Source organism: Azospirillum argentinense (genome assembly GCF_000632475.1).
Classification (GTDB): domain Bacteria; phylum Pseudomonadota; class Alphaproteobacteria; order Azospirillales; family Azospirillaceae; genus Azospirillum; species Azospirillum baldaniorum.
Window position 1 is genome coordinate 2,376,559 of sequence record NZ_CP007793.1, and the last position, 16,198, is coordinate 2,392,756.

Here is a 16,198-nt window from a genome sequence, read left to right on the forward strand (position 1 = left end):
CGTTTTCGGTTCAATCCGGTCGATTCAACCTGTCCGTGGCCCCTCCGCATCCCCACGTGTCAGCCGACCGAATTAATTGACCGTATACGAAAGGAATGGCGCGCCATGGATGCTCACAGGCAACCCGCCGGCCGGCGCCCGGCAGCCTTCATCCGCAACTTCATGAGCAACGAGGCGTCGGGCGGCATCCTGCTGATGGTGGCCGCGGCGCTGGCTCTGGTGGTGGCGAACTCCCCCCTCTCCGCCGCCTATTTCGACACGCTCCACAGCTACGTCCTCGGGCTCAGCATCGGCCATTGGATCAACGATGGCCTGATGGCGATCTTCTTCCTGCTGGTCGGGCTGGAGATCAAGCGGGAGATGCTCGACGGCCAGCTCTCCACCTGGTCGTGCCGCATCCTGCCGGGCGTCGCCGCGGCGGGGGGCATGCTGGTGCCGGCGCTGGTCTATCTCGCCTTCAACGCCGGCAACCAAGCCACGGTCAACGGCTGGGCCATCCCGGCGGCGACCGACATCGCCTTCGCGCTCGGCGTGCTGTCGCTGCTCGGGCCGCGCGTTCCGGTCTCACTGAAGATCTTCCTGACCGCCCTGGCGATCATCGACGACCTGGGCGCGGTCATCATCATCGCCCTGTTCTACACCGCCGACCTGTCCCTGCCCGCGCTCGGCGTGGCGGCGCTGCTCCTGGCGGCGCTGATCGGCCTGAACCGGTTCGGCGTGCGCAGCCTCGTGCCCTATCTGGTCCTCGGCGCGAGCTTGTGGGGTGCGGTTCTGCTGTCGGGCGTGCACGCGACGCTGGCTGGCGTGACCCTGGCCCTGACCATCCCGCTGCGTCCCGCCTCCGGCGCGGCGGCGGACCCGCATGCGCCGCTGCTGCGGCTGGAGCACGGCATCCACCCCTGGGTCGCCTTCCTGATCGTGCCGGTCTTCGGCTTCGCCAACGCGGGCGTGTCCTTCGCCGGGATGGACGCCTCGATCCTCACCGGCCCGCTGCCGCTGGGCATCGCACTCGGCCTGTTCCTCGGCAAGATGGTCGGCGTGTTCGGCACCGCCTGGCTGACCATCCGGCTCGGCTTCGCCGGCATGCCGGCCGGCGCCAGCACCGCGCAGCTCTACGGCGTCGCCCTGCTGTGCGGCATCGGCTTCACCATGAGCCTGTTCATCGGCGCGCTGGCCTTCCCGACCTCGCCGGAGCTGGGCGACGCGGTGAAGGTGGGCGTCTTCGCCGGGTCGATCCTGTCGGCGACGGCGGGCGCCCTGGTCCTGCGGCTGGTCTCGGCCAAGGACGCCGCGCCGGCCCTGCACGCCGCGGGGGCCGACCGCCGCGCGTGAGCGGAGGGGGCCTCCGGGCCCCCTCGCCTGCCCCCCAACTCGCATCGGCCGTGAAGGTCGGCGCCGTCAGGGGTGGATCATCAAGGGTGATAGTTCTGGTCCGGGGGCTGGCCGGGGGCCATCGCGACGACCGCCTCGGAGGCCTGGGTGCTCCAGTCGTTCAGCTTGGAAATCCAGGCGTTGCCCGCGATCTTGGTCCAGCCATTGCCATTCCATTTGTAGTGGACATGGGCGCGCACCGTGATCGGGTCCGTGCCCTCGACGGCGACGTTCGGCCATTGGATGGTCAGGGTGTATTGGTAGCCCAGCTTGGCCCAGTCCGCCTGTGGCACCTTCACGAAGATGGGATTGCCATCGTCGGGACCCGGATTGGCCAGAAGGGAGGTGGCTGCGGCGGTTTTCCGCCGGGTCGGTGGGACGTAAGGCATCGTCGGGATGCTCCTGATCGTTGTTCTCCAAAGGCGACGCCGGCGATGACGGCGCGGCCCCATACCACAGACGACCACACGCACAAGGCGTGAAAGCCCCTTCGATCCCGCGCACAAGAAAAGGGCCGGAGGCTTTCGCCCCCGGCCCTTTTTCGACGACCGGTCAAATGCCGCCGGAGATCAGTCCCTCAGATTGCCGCAGGCGCGCTGGATGCGCTTGCAGGCCTCTTCCAGGGCCTCGGTGCTGGTCGCGTAGGAGATGCGGAAGTGCGGAGCGAGGCCGAAGGCCGAACCCTGGACGACCGCCACACCTTCCGACTCCAGCAGGTAGGTGACGAAATCCTCGTCGGTCTCGATCACCTTGCCGTCCGGCGTCGTCTTGCCAATGGTGCCGGCGCAGGACGGGTAGACGTAGAAGGCGCCTTCCGGCTTCGGGCAGGAGATGCCCTTGGCCTGGTTCAGCATCGACACCACCAGATCGCGGCGCTGGGCGAACACCGCGGCGCGCTCCGTGATGAAGTCCTGCGGGCCGTTCAGCGCCTCGACGGCGGCGGCCTGGGCGATCGAGGTCGGGTTGGAGGTCGACTGGCTCTGGATCACGCCCATCGCCTTGATCAGCGCCTTCGGGCCGCCGGCGTAGCCGATGCGCCAGCCGGTCATGGCGTAGGACTTCGACACGCCGTTGACGGTCAGCGTGCGGTCGTACAGCGCCGGCTCGACCTGGGCCGGGGTCACGAACTCGATGCCGTCGTAGAGCAGGTGCTCATACATGTCGTCGGTCATCACCCAGACCTGCGGGTGCTTCACCAGCACGTCGGTCAGGGCCTTCATCTCGTCGCGCGTGTAGGCCGCGCCCGACGGGTTGGACGGGGAGTTCAGGATCAGCCACTTGGTCTTCGGCGTGATCGCCTTTTCCAGGTCGGCGGGCTGCAGCTTGAAGCCCTGCTCGGCCGGGCAGGAGACGAAGACCGGCGTGCCTTCCGCCAGCTCCACCATGTCCGGGTAGGACACCCAGTAGGGGGCCGGGATGATGACCTCGTCGCCGGCGTTCAGCGTCGCCATCAGGGCGTTGTACAGCACCTGCTTGCCGCCGACGCCGACCGTGATCTGGTCGGGCGCGTAGGTCAGGCCGTTCTCGCGCTCGAACTTGGCGCAGATGGCCTTCTTCAGCGCGGGCGTGCCGTCCACGGCGGTGTACTTGGTGTCGCCGGCCTGGATGGCCTTGATGGCGGCGTCCTTGATGTTGTCGGGGGTGTCGAAGTCCGGCTCGCCGGCGCCGAGGCCGATGACGTCGCGACCGGCCGCCGCAAGCTCGCGGGCTTTCTGGGTGACGGCGATGGTCGGCGAGGGCTTGATGCGCGACAGACGGGACGCGATGATCGACATGGCGTACTGGCCCCTATGACGAAGGTGGCGGAAGGTTGGGGTGAGAACTTGGTATGACCGCGCGAACGCGACGCGGGACCTTACTTCCGCCTTATTGCTCTTGCAAGCCGATCACTCCCCGGCGGGGCGGTTTCCCGGCAGACGGACGCATCGTACAGCGCAAAGGCCGGATGCTGCACCGCACAGGCCCGGCTTGACAGCCCGCGCCGCGGACGGGGTATCTTACCTCTTTCTAATCAAACCCATCATCCGGAGGATCTGCATGCTCACCCGCGTCACGCTGGCCGCCACGGCCGCCCTGCTCCTCGTCGGCGGCACGGCGATGGCCCAGGATTCGATCAAGGCGCGCAAGGACGGTTTCCAGACCAGCAAGAACGCGATGGCCGAGATCAAGGACCTGCTGGGGAGCGACAAGGTCGCCCAGGTCGGCCCGGCCGCCCAGCGCATGAGCGCCTTCGCCGCCCAGATCCCCACCCTGTTCCCGGCGGGCAGCGACAAGGGCGACACCAAGGCCAAGGCCGACATCTGGGCGAACAACGCCGACTTCACCGCCAAGGCCCAGGCCTACGAGGCGGCCGCCAAGGGGCTGGAAGCCGCCGCGGCGTCCGGCGACAAGGCCGCCACCGCCAAGCAGTTCGCCGCCGTGGGCGGCGCCTGCAAGGCCTGCCACGAGCGCTACCGCGCCGACTGATATCCGGCCGGTCCGCAAACACGTCCTTCCCCGCCGCTTGCGGGGAAGGACCCTTGCGGCGGGCCTCAGCCCGCCTGCACCACCGCCGCCACCAGCCCGGCCGCCGCGGCCAGCACCGCCAGGGCCAGAGTGGCCGGACGACGCTTCGGCGAATCGACCGGCGCATCCGCCGGGATCGCCTTCCGCCCCGTGACCATCGGGCGGATCAGATTGTCCCGCTTGACCAGCAGATAGGCCAGCACGGCCAGCACATGCACGCCGATCAGGATCAGGATTCCGTCGGCCAGGATGCGGTGCAGCGTGCTGAACCCCGCCACGACACTCCCCGACGCCAGCGCCACCAGCGGCCCGTCCACCAGGATGTCGTCGGAGGTGAAGAGGCCGGCCACCGCCTGGAGCGTCAGCGCCCCCAGCAGCGCCAGCACCATCAGCCCACCCATCGGGTTGTGCCCGACGACCGGCTCCGGCTCGGTGCCGCCGCGCCCGGCGCGGAGCATTCCGCAGGCGTAGGCGAGGACGGCGCGCGGCCCCTTCACGAAATGGCTGAAGCGCGCCGTCTGGCTGCCGATCAGCCCCCAGACGAGCCGGAACAGCAGGAGCGCCAGGATCGCCTCCCCCGCCAGCATGTGGATGGTCATCCGGTCGGTCTTGGCGGAGACCACCGCAACCGTCACCAGAAGGACCAAACTCCAATGAAACAGGCGCGTCGGCAAGTCCCAGACCGCCACCTCGCGCCGGGCCTTCGTCCGATTTGTGGTATTACCAACAACCATGAATCACCCCTCGCTTCGTCTGTTCTTCCTTAGACTATGCCCCAAGGCGGTGCCGTTTGCCCACCTTTCGGAAAAAAAGCGACAATCAGGGGGAAGAGCGGCGGTACAGCACTGTCATTGCACTTGAAGAAGCGGGCCGACGACGGATATGACGTACTCAAAAATCCGTCCCAACCCCGTCCAATCAAGGATGCCCGCGTCATGCCCGACAAGCAGCTTCTCCACCTCGTCTTCGGCGGTGAACTCGTCCGTCCCGATTCCGACCAGTTCGTGGACCCGACGAAGGTCCACATCGTGGGCATCTTCCCCAACTACGACGAGGCGTACAAGGCGTGGCGCGGCGCCACCGGGATGACCATCGACGACGCCCACACCCGCTACTTCATCGTGCACCTGCACCGGCTGCTCGATCCGTCGGCGGACGGGCACAAGCACGGTTGACGGACGGCGCCAAACGGCGGCGCGGGGAACCCTCCGCGCCGCCGCTGCGTTGAGGACCCCCGATGGCGGTCTTCTTCACGGCGGGATGACCCCCCGATGGCATACTATGTATGTAAAAACCGCCACTTATAAGCCGCTACCTAATCTTCACGTATAATGGTAGGCGCCGTATAATCGTAACCGGCGGGCCATCCAATCCAGCCGCGCTGCCCCCGCTTACCACATATCCACAGGCCCAAAGGTGCGCTGTTGGAGGCGCTTTTGGGCCTGTGGATATGCTTCGCTTCGCTCCGGCCCGCACGGCGGGCTGGAAAGCGGGGACAACGCTACGCGCCAGCAGAGGGCGTCTCGCACCGTAACGGCTGTGAATCGGCGCGCTTCAATGCCCCCATCGGCAGAGGGCCATTCACCGTAAATCACTGGAGGGACACGACTTTGGTCGGCCAATGTGGGGGCAAGCGGACGCCGATAGAGGGTCAACGCTGATGCCGATCCACAGAAATAATTTCTCTCCGTCCTCATCGCTGGACCATATACCAGGGTAAAATCGCGTTTGGTGGCGCAGGGTCGCGTTTGTGCGCTGGAGGGGGCGGCGGGATGATCTGGACTGAGACCAGCGGTGGATTGTTTCCCAGCGAGATCGCCCGCACCGGAGCGTGGACGCTCATTCTCTGGCGGTCGTGGCGGGGCTGTGGGTGGTTTGTGTCCGCCCCCGGGCACCGCGTGGTCGACGGAATCGAGAGCACCCGGGACGCGGCGTGCGCAGCCGCAGCCGCGGCGGTCCTCGCGCGGGCGGCCGACGGCGACCTGAGTGCGCACGAGCGCGCGGCGCTGACGATCATCTCCCAGAGAGGTCAATCCCTGGCCCGATGCGCGCGATGAGGTTCGGATGGAGGTGCGGACACGGCCGGTGAGCGAGCTGCCGGCGGAGGTGCAAAACGCGATCGCCGCCTGCCTTGCGGCGCGGCGGTGGGGGGGGGGGGGCGGCCCCCGCGGGCGCCGGAACGTATCACGAGCGCCACGCGTACCTCGTCGCCGCACATGGGGTCGTCTTGCCCGCGGCCGAGGTGGTGGACGACAACGGCACGTATCACTGCACACGCTATCTCCGGCTGAGCGACTGCGGCGCGGAGCATGAGCATCACCTGCGCCGAGTCAACGCCGGCGTCGCCGCCCAGGGCATCCGCCGGGCGCTCGGCAGCGGCTATCGCAGCGCGCACGAGGCGGCCCGCCAGCTCCGGCTGCTCGCGCCGTGGGCGCCGGCGTAACGATCACGCCGGCATGGCGCTTGCGACGCCGCAAGCCGGGACGGTCGGAAGCGGAGCGGCGGATCGCTTCACTGCGGTGATTTTTGGCGGGCCAGGGGATTGTTCATTAGCGGATAAGTCGTTGATAGGAAAGGTTTTGTCCGGCAACTCCACGTTTTGGCCGATTTGCCGGACAAACGCTTTGGAATCAAGCGATTGAGCCGTTTTTTCCGGCGCCGTGGCCACATCAACTGCGCCTGGATCGCACGTGCGGCGCCGCAATCTGAGGCCGGGGAATCTTCCATCAGGCGGGCGGGGAATCTTCCACTAGGCGCCGCGGCTGCCGCCCCGTCGGCCGGCCGGCCGGTGGATGGCTCGCGCGGATTCCCCGTGCTACGCTCGTCGGCGCGACAGTGGAGGGCGGCATGAGCGAACGGGACGATCTGAGCGACCTAGTCGTGCGGGATCCGGAGGTCTTGTCCGGCACGCCGGTCATCCGCGGCACCCGGATTCCCGTCTACGACGTCGCCGCCTCGGCCGAGGCGGGGCTGCCTCTCAAGCGCATTCTCGGCGCTTATCCAGATCTGACAGCGCGCGACGTCGATCTGGCCCGCCGGTGGGCGAAGGCCAATCCTCCCATGGGGCGCCCCAAGAAGGCGATCAGCCCCGCAGACCCGGACACGGTGGTGACGACGCGCGTGCGGCGCCGGGGGCCGGGGCGGAAATGAAGAAGGGCTCCCGCAGGAGCCCTTGTAGACCGGCGCCCGCGCTGAGGGGCGGCTATTTCGATTGGCTCTGTTGCGCCGATTCGCCGTTACGAGATGCGCGAAACTACCATTAGAGGGTTTGAAGGCCGCGCTCCGCCGCTCGTCCCAAGCCCGTGAACCGTCCGCTAAACGGGGAAACGGTACAAGATTACGATCGCCACCCGCCGGGGGCACCGCGACCGCGCCGCTACATACCCTGATATGGTACAAGACTACGGCGCTTCCGCATCACCGCAGCGGCCCGAGCCAAGCCACCACGTCCTCCAGGGGTGGTGCGGCAGCATGAGGCGTTGCCCGCCGGTCAGGGCGATCACCGTCTCGTCGCGGCATGGATCCTTGTCGTGGATTCCCGTGGTGCCGGTCTGCTTGATCAGATGACGGCAGCCATCCACGTCAACGATGACTAGACCCCATGTCCCTGCCGAGCTGAAGGTGGCTCGTCTCACGTTCTGTCGTCACCGAGGGTTGGTTGGGGTGACGAGCCTGCGGGAGAGCCGGTCCGCTGACCGCTGAGGTTCTCTGGAGCGAGCCAAGGGGGTGCCACATCGCTGGCGTCCCCTGTCTCACCAATGATTCGCATGAAAACTCAGGAAAATCCAATTATCTGAAGCTTTCTTATGCCATTGGTATCAGTCGGCGGAATGCTCGGCCAGCCGCCGTTCAAGCGCCGCCTTGTACTTGGGCTCCTCGCAGAGGCGATGGGCTTCCGTCAGATCCTCACGCGCGGCGGGGTCGGACAGCGCGCGGCGGACCTCGAAGCGGTGCGCCAGAAAGGTTGGCCGGAAGCGCGCCTGACCGGACAGCAAGCCGTCCAGCGCCTTGTCGATCGCGACCATCGCCTCGTCATGCTTGCCCTGCGCGAACTGCGCCTTGGAAAGCCAATAGAAGGCGAACGGCTGGGGCTTACCGATGCGAAGCAGGACCGCTTCGGCCTCGCCGGGCCTGTCCATCTCGACCAGCAGTTGGCCGTGCTTCTGGAGGCCGAAATCCTGCGGTGTCTCGACCGCTTCATAGTAGCGCAGCGCCTGCGCTTGGAACCCGGCTTCGACCCCGTTGGGCCCCTTAGCAACCTCGGCGAACAATTCGCCGCACGCCGCGCGGGTGCTGTCCTCGAGCGAGGCCGGATCGATCATCTCAAGCCCAGCAAAGACGCGAAGCAGGCGGTCGCGATCGTGCCACGACCAGTGCCGTGCGGCGGCAGCAAAGGCGCGGAATGCATCGTCCGCACCGGCTTCCGCAGCGACCAGGATCTCGCGCTCAATGAGATTGGCGTGGCGGTCGAAGAGCGTCTGGCGCCAGCTTCCGCCCGCGGACGGAAGCGCCTGCAAGGTCGCGAGCACGACATTGCTCGAGACAGCGCCGGGATTGCTCGCCGCGGTGAGGATCGCGTCAGCTTGCTCGGCAGCCTTGTCGATGGTGTCCTTTGACCGACCGTACAGGCGCACCAGCTGCAGCCGACTCGCATGGAGCGGATGCGGGCCGACGAGGACGCCCTCGAACATCGCCTGGGCCTCGGCATCCATGCCGAGGATCTTCAGCGCCTTGGCATGGTGATGCTGGATCTCGGTCACCGAGCGCGAGTCGAGCCCATCGATCGCGGAGAGGCGCTCGAAGATGGGCAGCCGGGCGCGCAGGCTCTCGCGTGCGGCTTCATAGCCGCCGAGCTTCTCAAAGCGGTACAGCCCCTCGATCGTCTCGATCACAGCGCGAACCTCGGCAGGCCGCGGCGGCACGCCCCGCCCCGCGAGACGCTCAACTACCGTAGCCGGATCGGCTAGCAGCTCGGGCTGGGTCTCGGCAGCTTTCCAGATCTCGAGCAGGGCGACAACAAACGCGGCACGCGGCTTAACCGCAGCGAGCGCCTCGAGCTTCGCCCGCATCGTTGAGGCAAGCACCCTCAGCGCCAAACCTTCCTCGGCCATCAGTTGCTCGATGAAGGCCTCGAGCTGATCATCGAGCGCGGCGGCACGCTCGGCGTTGAGCCAGCGCTGGGCGACGACGCTCGCATGGATGATGTCGTGCAGCCTGAGCGTGGTCGGCCGGTCGGGCGCGGTCAGCCCATGCCGGCGGAGCTTCGCGATGCCGATCGGCCCGATGGCGCGGCGCAGGAAGCGGAGATCGCAGCTCGCCTGTCCCGCCCATTCGAACAGCTGCAGCTCGCGGGCGAGCGCGTTGGCCAGACGGCCGAGCAGCCGGTCGGCAAGCCGCTGGTCGCCCAGCGTCAGCTCGGGAATCGCAGCGCAATCCTCGGCGACTTCCGCCCAACTGGTGCCGTCCGCGACGACGCAGTTCACCAGCGCGAGGCTCAAGGGATGGCCACCGACGGTCAAGAGGAGCTGCGCGAACACCTCGTCGGGGCACGGCGTCGCTAGGCCATGGTCGAGGATCGAGCGGGCCTCTTTATCCGCCAGCATCGGAAGCGTGAGATCGCCCTCGCGCCAAGCACGCCGGGTGAGGATGATGTTCGAGCCCGGTCCGCATAAGTGCGCGAAATCGGCGGCGTCGATCGTGTCTGTGATGTCGTCGATGATCAGTAGGCATTTCCTTGCGGCGAGCATCGCCGTAAGGTTGCGGCTGTCTCCGCCGCGCCAGAGCGAGATCGCCTTCAGGTCCTCGGGCCGGCGCAGCACATCGCCGTCGATCCACATGCAGGTATCGTAATCACCGCGATGCTCGGCGGCATAAGCCGCAGCGGCTTCCGATTTCCCGAGCCCGCCGATGCCCGCGATGGTGACGACCGGGCCTGTTTCGCGTAGCGCTCTGGCTATCATCTCGCCAATGGCTGGCCGTTCAACGTGGCGATCGTCAACGCCGGGCACGGCGAGGTTTGCGGCGGCATCGTCGATGATGTTGGCGAGCACAGACAAATGCTCGACGAGATCCTCGATCGCGGCGTCGCTCGGCAGCAGTTCGTCGACAATCACCTCGGCGATGCGGCGCGCATCATAGATATGTAGCTTGCGTTCAAGCATGCCGGGCCATTGTGCCACGTCCTGGGTGAAGCCAGGAATCACGCCTTCAGACGCTTTCTGCGAGGACAGAAGATAGATGTCAACGACGGTGGGATGCTTGCGCAGCACATGGAGCAAGTCGCGCGTCGCCTTCAGCATCGAGCCGGCGAAATAATCCTGGTCGATCGAATATTCGGCTCCGGTCAACCCCGCATCGTCATAGCTGTCGATCGTATGCCCGACCGGGCTCAATTGCGGATTGAGACCGCGATGGATCAGCGTGACCTTGAGATGATGGTCGAGGAACTTCGCACCGAAGCGCTCGAACATCGGCCCCGGCCCGATACGCGAGATGCCGTCGATCAATCGCACTACATAGTCGGCCCTCAAGGATTCGCGCATTCATCCTCCCAGCTTCTTGCAGTATAGGGAGCGAGACTGTCCCGATCCAGATGTAAGCGTCGGCTGACGGCTGCGGCGAGTGTGGGTTGCCCCGCGTTCAGACTGGGGATGCCACGGCGATGTTCCAGGGCAGCAGGTCGGCGATGCAGCTGATTGGGTGGTCGGCGATGCGGACGAGCACGTCGCGCAGGTAGGCCTGCAGATCGAGGTCGTTGAGCTTGGCGGTTTCCACGATGGTGTAGATCGCCGCGGCGCGTCCTCTTCGTCACCGCAGTGCCCCATCGTGATCACCGCCTCACCGCAGCGCGAAAGGCAACCTTCGCCGCGCTCCCAGTGCGACTGGACTACGGGTTGGTTCTGCTCTTGTTGCTGCGCCTCGGTTGTCGGCTCTGGACGATTTGCGTCACGGTGACTGGGGCGAAGCCAAACACGTCTGCGCCCACGTCGTACTGCCCCTTCATTGAAGCTAGCCGACCATGACTGTGGCCGTGCAGGTTCAGCCGGCCGCGGTACATCCCATTCCAGGACCGAAAGGCATAGTGGCAGAGGACCAGCGAGACGCTATCCACCGTCAGTTCTCGATAGTGCTGGACGGATTCCCACTCTGGCGCCTCGATCGTGGCGGCCGGGTCGTTATTGCCGACGATCAGGTGCTTCGTCCCGTTCAGCCGACGCAACAGGGCGGAGATGCGGTCAGCCGAGTACCGGACGGCGAAGTCGCCCAGATGCCATATCTCGTCATACTCTCCGACCACGGCGTTCCACTTCTCGATCATGGCTGCATCCATCTCCGAGACGGTCGCGAACGGCCGCTTGTACATCCAGATCACACGATGGTCGCCAAAATGCGTGTCGGAAATGAAAAACGTTGCCATGGACCAGGCAACGGAATGCCCCGTCGCGAGTTCCGTTCACCCAAACATCTCCCTAACGCAAAGGCTTCTGCTCGGGTGCCGTCCAGGATGCCCATCTCCCAACGCTGGCGGGATCCGAAATTCGAGCACCGCACTTTCCGTTATTCGCATTACGCGGTTGATTAGGGCATTACACGAGAACTATCCCGCACCTCCCTCTGGGTTGATCGGCTTCCGGCGTCTATCCGGCACAGGATAGACGCCAGCTTATCCAGCTTCGCCGCGATGATCGGCATATTGTCGTCTCCTGGTGGCTGGATCCGTCCAGCTGAACAGCGCCGCCAGTCCGCTTCTCGCCACCATCAGAACCAAAGCGCTTGCGATCGTCCGCTCTCGAACGTAGGCATATGATCAGTTTAAGGAGCTGAGTTGACTAGCTCACTGCGAGTATGAACGGAGCTTGTTGACGCAGGGCCGGGAGTCGATGCACAGTACCGCCTTACCGTGATTGTACCTTTCCCACAAAACCCTATAAAGACGTGTTCATGGCAGACATTATGAAGATAAAGAAGGTTAAGATCAAAAACTTTAAGTGTTACGCTGGCATGTTCGAGATCCCGTTGAACGATGGCGTCAACATCATCGTTGGCTGCAATGAGTCTGGTAAGTCAACAATCTTAGAAGCAATACATCTGGCGCTAACCGGCATGCTCAACGGGCGCCACATCCGGCATGACCTCTCAAACTACTTAAGAGCGCCTAACAGAACCATCTCTGGACGAAGCGCCAGCAGATGAGGCTGGCCGCGATATGGTGAAAGGCAGTGAAGATGTCGGCGCGCCGTTCGTAGCGGACGGCGATGCGGCGGAAGCGGGCAAACCAAGCGAGCGTACGCTCGACCACCCATCGATATCGGCCGAGACGCTCGCTGCTTTCGACGCCACGCCGGGCAATCCGCGGAATGATCGCTCGTTGGCGCAGCGCCCGCCGGCAGTGAGCGAAGTCGTAGCCCTTGTCGGCATGCAGCTTGGCCGGTCGCCGCCGGGGCCGGCCCGCACGCTGGCGGATCGCCGGCACGGCATCGACCAGCGCCTCCAGCAGCTTGCTGTCGTGCCGGTTGGCTGGCGAGATCCTCAGGGCGAGCGGGATGCCGTTAGCATCGACGAGGATGTGGCGCTTGGAGCCCGGCTTGCCGCGATCCGTCGGGTTCGGGCCGGTCTCCTCACCCCCCTTTTTGCCGGGACGCTGGCGCTGTCCACCGCCGCACGATCCCAGTTGATGGCGTTGGCATAGCCGAGACGGTCGAGCAGCACACGATGCAGCCGTTCCCACACGCCAGCCCGATGCCACTCGTGCAGACGCCGCCAGCAGGTCATACCCGAGCCGCAGCCCATCTCCACCGGCAGAAGCTCCCAAGGAATACCCGTGCGCAGCACGAACAGGATGCCGGTCAGCGCAGCACGATCGCACAGCCGGGGCCGTCCGCCTTTCGGCTTGGGCAGCTCCGGCGGGATCAGAGGTTCGATGATCGCCCACAAGGCGTCGCAAACAAGAGGGGCTGCCATGCCCCTACCAACCGTTCCCAGCCGGTTTTGTTACGCACTCTTATTCAACCTGTCTGTTGAGCAGGAATATGTCGCAAGCCTTTCAACAAACAGCCCTCTTCCCCCGCCAAGCATCGTAATCGAGTTGTACTTTTCCGGCGAAGGAAAGGAAGTCGCTGAGCTCGAAGGCAACGGCAACTCGGACAGGGTGAAGGCAAGCGGGGTCGCTTATAAGATAGAATTTGATGGAGAGAATTACGGTGACGCCTACGCAGAGCTAGTGAAAGCAGGAGGACTGAGGTCAATCCCGATTGAATACTATACAGCAACCATGATGTCCTTTGCTCGCAAAGGAATTACTTCGCGCAACATTCCTATAAAATCGGCTTTAATAGATTCATCTAGTTCTCGGCTCCAAAACGGGTCCGACGTCTACATCTCGCGCATCATCAGAGATAGCCTGGAGGAAAAGGAACGCGCCTCAATTTCGCAAGCACATAGAAGGCTGCGCGAGGAGTTCATGAAAGATGACGGCCTCGAACTCATCAACGCGAAGATTACTGCTGCTGCAAAGATCAGCAAAAAGTCAGTGAGCATTTCGGTCGACTTGTCATCTCAGACTGCCTGGGAAAGCAGCCTGATGACCTACATCGACAACATCCCATTCCACTATATCGGGAAGGGAGAGCAATGCATAATCAAGACGAAACTCGCCTTGAGCACAAAGAAAAACACCGAGGCAACCGTGCTTCTGATTGAGGAGCCCGAAAATCATCTATCGCACACACGCCTTAATCAACTTATCCGCGATCTCAGCGCGGACAATGGCCACAAGCAAGTCATCATCTCGACTCACAGCAGCTTTGTTGCTAACAAGCTCGGCCTCGAAAATCTCGTGCTGCTGCGACAGTCAAAGGCAGTTCGTATTAGCAATTTGAAGGCGAACGACTTTTTTAAGAAGCTTGCCGGATACGATACGTTGCGACTTGTGCTCGCTGCAAAGGCAATTTTAGTTGAAGGCGACTCGGACGAGCTAATAGTCCAGCGCGCTTACATGGATGCTCATGACGGCCGGCTGCCAATCGAGGACGAAATTGACGTTATCTCTGTCGGCACTTCGTTTTTGCGTTTTCTCGAACTGGCCAAGGAACTAAAGGTGCCTGTCGCGGTCGTCACCGACAACGACGGCGCCCCTGACGCCTTGCGAAGGAAGTATGCCGATTATCAAGACGTTGACCATATCACGATCTGCTATGACGAGGTTGTTGATGGCGGCGACTTGGTGATTGGTAACAAACCGTTCAACTACAATACGCTTGAGCCTAAGTTGCTCAAAGAAAATGATCGGACAACGCTAGGAACTCTGTTCGGAATTGCCCCGAAGACAGACGATGATCTACATATCCACATGCGCGCCAATAAGACGGAATGCGCGCTGGCAATTTTTAGCGCCAGAGAAAAGATCAAATACCCCTCCTATGTTACCAGAGCCACTCTCATATGATCAGACCAAACAACGTTGTCATTGCCGCGGCAGGGTCAGGTAAAACGACTTACCTTGTTCGCGAAGCGCTCAAGGTGAAGGACGACAACGTCCTGATCACAACCTACACAGAGTCAAATGAATATGAGATTAGGCAGAAGATATTCGAGATAAACTGCTATATACCGCCGAACATCGTAGTGATGACGTGGTTCACGTTCCTTATCACCCACGGCGTCAAACCTTTCCAAGGCTGCGTTTTTGATTTCCCTGTTAAAGGGATGCAACTTGTTTCGCGCCGCTCTGGTCTGCGCGCAACCAACAAACTTGGCAAGCCGATCTACTGGGGCGAAGACGACTTTGAAAAGCACTACTTTGACGGCGGCCATCGCATCTATTCTGACAAACTCGCCAAACTCGTTATCCGCTGCAACGAAAAATCGAATGGCAATGTAATTGACCGCATCAGCCGAGTCTTTCAACATATTTTCGTCGACGAGGTGCAGGATCTCGCCGGATATGACCTCGACATTCTGGTTACATTTTTCAGAAGCTCGTCACGAGTGCTGCTCGTCGGCGATCCCCGTCAAGTAACGTACTTGACACATTATGAAGCCAGACACAGCAAGTATGCAGAGGGTAAATTGGTTGAGTTTCTGAGGGAGAATCTTCCGAAAAAAGTCCCTTTTGAGATCGACGAGAAAACGTTGAGCACGTCCCATCGTAGCAGCGCCCCAATCTGCAGCCTCTCTTCCAAGCTCTATCCCGACATGATGCCGAGTACATCCTGCACATGTAATGAGTGTCGCAGCAGAGTGGTTGATGGAGCAGGCATCTTCATCGTCAGGCGTGCAGATTATGCCCGTTATGTCGAAACATACCGGCCGATGCAGCTACGCGACAAAGTTACCAGCGCCGGCATTGATCAACGCTTCCCTTGTATGAATTTTGGGGAGTCAAAGGGCCGCGGATTTGACCGGGTGATCATTCTCCCGACCGAAGACATGCTCAAATGGGTACGCAATCCTGCTCAAAAGCTTGCGCCCCAGACACGCGCTAAATTCTATGTCGCCCTTACGCGTGCCCGTCATAGCGTCGCGCTTGTCGCTGACTGGAATGATGGGGACATTCCTGCCGGGTTCTCCCTTTTCGGAAAGGAAGTTAGGGGCTTGAGTGAGACTGAAGTTCACGCTTTTGTGTAGCAGCGAACTTTCAGGCGCCGCGCACGAGCTTGATCGCGCCCTTCAGAGCGGACACAAAGCCAATCGGCGTCAGACGCACACCCTGCCCCGCCGGCCCAAACTCATAGATCGCTCCATCCTCCCCGATGCGCCAATCCAGATCGCCGAGCCAATCCTCGGACAGGAACCGCTCGAGTGGAACGACATCCATACCCTTCAAGGGAGGAAGCACTTCCATCTGGATCGGCGCGATCTCTGTGGCTTTGAGCGCCGCAGCAGGCGCTTCACGGAGACGCTTGAAACCTTCCTTGAGCCGGTTCACCTCAGCCCGGAGCGCCTTGTTTTCAGCGATCATCGCGCGCAGGCGGGTGCGCGCGTCGAGATCGGCGATGCTCGCAATCGTCTGTTCGAGCGGCGTCGCCATCGACGGCGCCAAGTGCGTCGTGGCCGCCCCGATACTGCGTGCGAACGCCTCGATCATGGACTTGAAGTCGTCGCCGGACTTGTTGCGGATTGCCTGTGTGGTCAGCACACAGGCTTCCTCGCAGGCCCGCCCGACGTCCACGATCCGGTAGACCTGCACGCCCTTGGCCCGCATGCCTTCCAGCACGCCCTTCAGCGCCAGGATGGTCGTCTTCTTCCTCGCGTTGGATCGGCTCAGGATTTCCGACACGACCTCTTCGAACGACGCCTCGGCAGTCACTTTGTTCTCCTGTTG

General features: G+C 63.1%; 15 protein-coding genes and 1 pseudogene. 8 read left to right on the plus strand and 8 right to left on the minus strand.

The genetic code is table 11. The features are described from left to right. The first annotated feature begins 105 nt into the window (after nucleotides 1-105). A complete protein-coding gene (gene nhaA, locus ABAZ39_RS11200; protein WP_038529405.1) occupies nucleotides 106-1,332 on the plus strand; it encodes a Na+/H+ antiporter NhaA in 1,227 nt (408 codons plus the stop codon). 80 nt (nucleotides 1,333-1,412) lie between these two features. Here nhaA and ABAZ39_RS11205 read toward each other — a convergent pair whose 3' ends face one another. Both ABAZ39_RS11205 and ABAZ39_RS11210 read right to left on the minus strand, forming a co-directional pair. Next, nucleotides 1,413-1,760 carry a hypothetical protein gene (locus ABAZ39_RS11205; protein ID WP_038529407.1) on the minus strand — a complete coding sequence of 116 codons (348 nt, stop codon included), beginning with the start codon at nucleotides 1,758-1,760 and terminating at the stop codon, nucleotides 1,413-1,415. A 180-nt stretch (nucleotides 1,761-1,940) separates the two neighbouring features. Then, nucleotides 1,941-3,146 carry an aspartate transaminase gene (locus ABAZ39_RS11210; RefSeq protein WP_038529409.1) on the minus strand — a complete coding sequence of 402 codons (1,206 nt, stop codon included), beginning with the start codon at nucleotides 3,144-3,146 and terminating at the stop codon, nucleotides 1,941-1,943. Nucleotides 3,147-3,408: 262 nt separating this feature from the next. On the opposite strand from ABAZ39_RS11210, the gene ABAZ39_RS11215 reads away from it, so the two are divergent. Further along, nucleotides 3,409-3,837 carry a c-type cytochrome gene (locus ABAZ39_RS11215; RefSeq protein ID WP_038529411.1) on the plus strand — a complete coding sequence of 143 codons (429 nt, stop codon included), beginning with the start codon at nucleotides 3,409-3,411 and terminating at the stop codon, nucleotides 3,835-3,837. A gap of 65 nt (nucleotides 3,838-3,902) precedes the next feature. On the opposite strand, the gene ABAZ39_RS11220 is transcribed toward ABAZ39_RS11215, so the two are convergent. Then, nucleotides 3,903-4,610, minus strand: coding sequence for a cytochrome b/b6 domain-containing protein (locus tag ABAZ39_RS11220; RefSeq protein ID WP_038529413.1), 708 nt, complete (start codon nucleotides 4,608-4,610; stop codon nucleotides 3,903-3,905). A 201-nt stretch (nucleotides 4,611-4,811) separates the two neighbouring features. Here ABAZ39_RS11220 and ABAZ39_RS11225 point away from each other — a divergent pair, with 201 nt between their 5' ends. From ABAZ39_RS11225 to ABAZ39_RS11240, 3 genes are all read left to right on the plus strand, one after another. Continuing rightward, on the plus strand, nucleotides 4,812-5,051 hold the full coding sequence (locus tag ABAZ39_RS11225; protein ID WP_014241380.1) for a DUF4170 domain-containing protein: 240 nt from the start codon (nucleotides 4,812-4,814) through the stop codon (nucleotides 5,049-5,051). Between the two features lie 1,052 nt (nucleotides 5,052-6,103). After that, nucleotides 6,104-6,319, plus strand: coding sequence for a hypothetical protein (locus tag ABAZ39_RS11235; protein ID WP_038529417.1), 216 nt, complete (start codon nucleotides 6,104-6,106; stop codon nucleotides 6,317-6,319). Nucleotides 6,320-6,723: 404 nt separating this feature from the next. Next, nucleotides 6,724-7,026, plus strand: coding sequence for a DUF433 domain-containing protein (locus ABAZ39_RS11240; protein ID WP_051657958.1), 303 nt, complete (start codon nucleotides 6,724-6,726; stop codon nucleotides 7,024-7,026). Between the two features lie 668 nt (nucleotides 7,027-7,694). Here the strand turns inward: ABAZ39_RS11240 and ABAZ39_RS11245 are convergent. The 3 genes and pseudogenes from ABAZ39_RS11245 to ABAZ39_RS11250 all read right to left on the minus strand — a co-directional run bounded on the left by ABAZ39_RS11245 (nucleotide 7,695) and on the right by ABAZ39_RS11250 (nucleotide 11,293). After that, entirely contained in the window at nucleotides 7,695-10,418 is a 2,724-nt protein-coding gene (locus ABAZ39_RS11245; protein ID WP_038529419.1) for a hypothetical protein, read from the minus strand. Between the two features lie 97 nt (nucleotides 10,419-10,515). Beyond that, a pseudogene (locus tag ABAZ39_RS35535) lies at nucleotides 10,516-10,674 on the minus strand (transposase domain-containing protein); the annotation flags it as partial. 88 nt (nucleotides 10,675-10,762) lie between these two features. Next, complete coding sequence (locus ABAZ39_RS11250) at nucleotides 10,763-11,293, minus strand: metallophosphoesterase family protein (RefSeq protein ID WP_038529421.1); 531 nt, start codon at nucleotides 11,291-11,293, stop codon at nucleotides 10,763-10,765. Between the two features lie 536 nt (nucleotides 11,294-11,829). On the opposite strand from ABAZ39_RS11250, the gene ABAZ39_RS34015 reads away from it, so the two are divergent. Next, nucleotides 11,830-12,069, plus strand: coding sequence for an AAA family ATPase (locus tag ABAZ39_RS34015; protein WP_144243553.1), 240 nt, complete (start codon nucleotides 11,830-11,832; stop codon nucleotides 12,067-12,069). Here ABAZ39_RS34015 and ABAZ39_RS34020 read toward each other — a convergent pair. Continuing rightward, nucleotides 12,032-12,810 (minus strand): IS5 family transposase gene (locus tag ABAZ39_RS34020; RefSeq protein WP_372684151.1). Its coding sequence is split into 2 segments (ribosomal slippage): nucleotides 12,032-12,501 and nucleotides 12,501-12,810, totalling 780 coding nucleotides; the frame shifts between segments, so codons are not numbered across the junction. The genes ABAZ39_RS34015 and ABAZ39_RS34020 overlap by 38 nt on opposite strands. Between ABAZ39_RS34020 and ABAZ39_RS11265 the strand changes: the two genes are divergently transcribed. Both ABAZ39_RS11265 and ABAZ39_RS34025 read left to right on the plus strand, forming a co-directional pair. Then, nucleotides 12,698-14,320, plus strand: a complete 1,623-nt coding sequence (locus ABAZ39_RS11265) for an ATP-dependent nuclease (protein WP_247881575.1) — start codon at nucleotides 12,698-12,700, stop codon at nucleotides 14,318-14,320. The two genes, ABAZ39_RS34020 and ABAZ39_RS11265, sit on opposite strands and share 113 nt — an antisense overlap. Beyond that, nucleotides 14,317-15,501, plus strand: a complete 1,185-nt coding sequence (locus ABAZ39_RS34025) for a UvrD-helicase domain-containing protein (protein ID WP_081862972.1) — start codon at nucleotides 14,317-14,319, stop codon at nucleotides 15,499-15,501. The genes ABAZ39_RS11265 and ABAZ39_RS34025 overlap by 4 nt, the downstream gene beginning before the upstream one ends. A 10-nt stretch (nucleotides 15,502-15,511) precedes the next feature. Here ABAZ39_RS34025 and gmtX read toward each other — a convergent pair whose 3' ends face one another. Then, entirely contained in the window at nucleotides 15,512-16,183 is a 672-nt protein-coding gene (gene gmtX, locus ABAZ39_RS11270; protein WP_038529425.1) for a gamma-mobile-trio protein GmtX, read from the minus strand. Nucleotides 16,184-16,198: the final 15 nt, after the last annotated feature.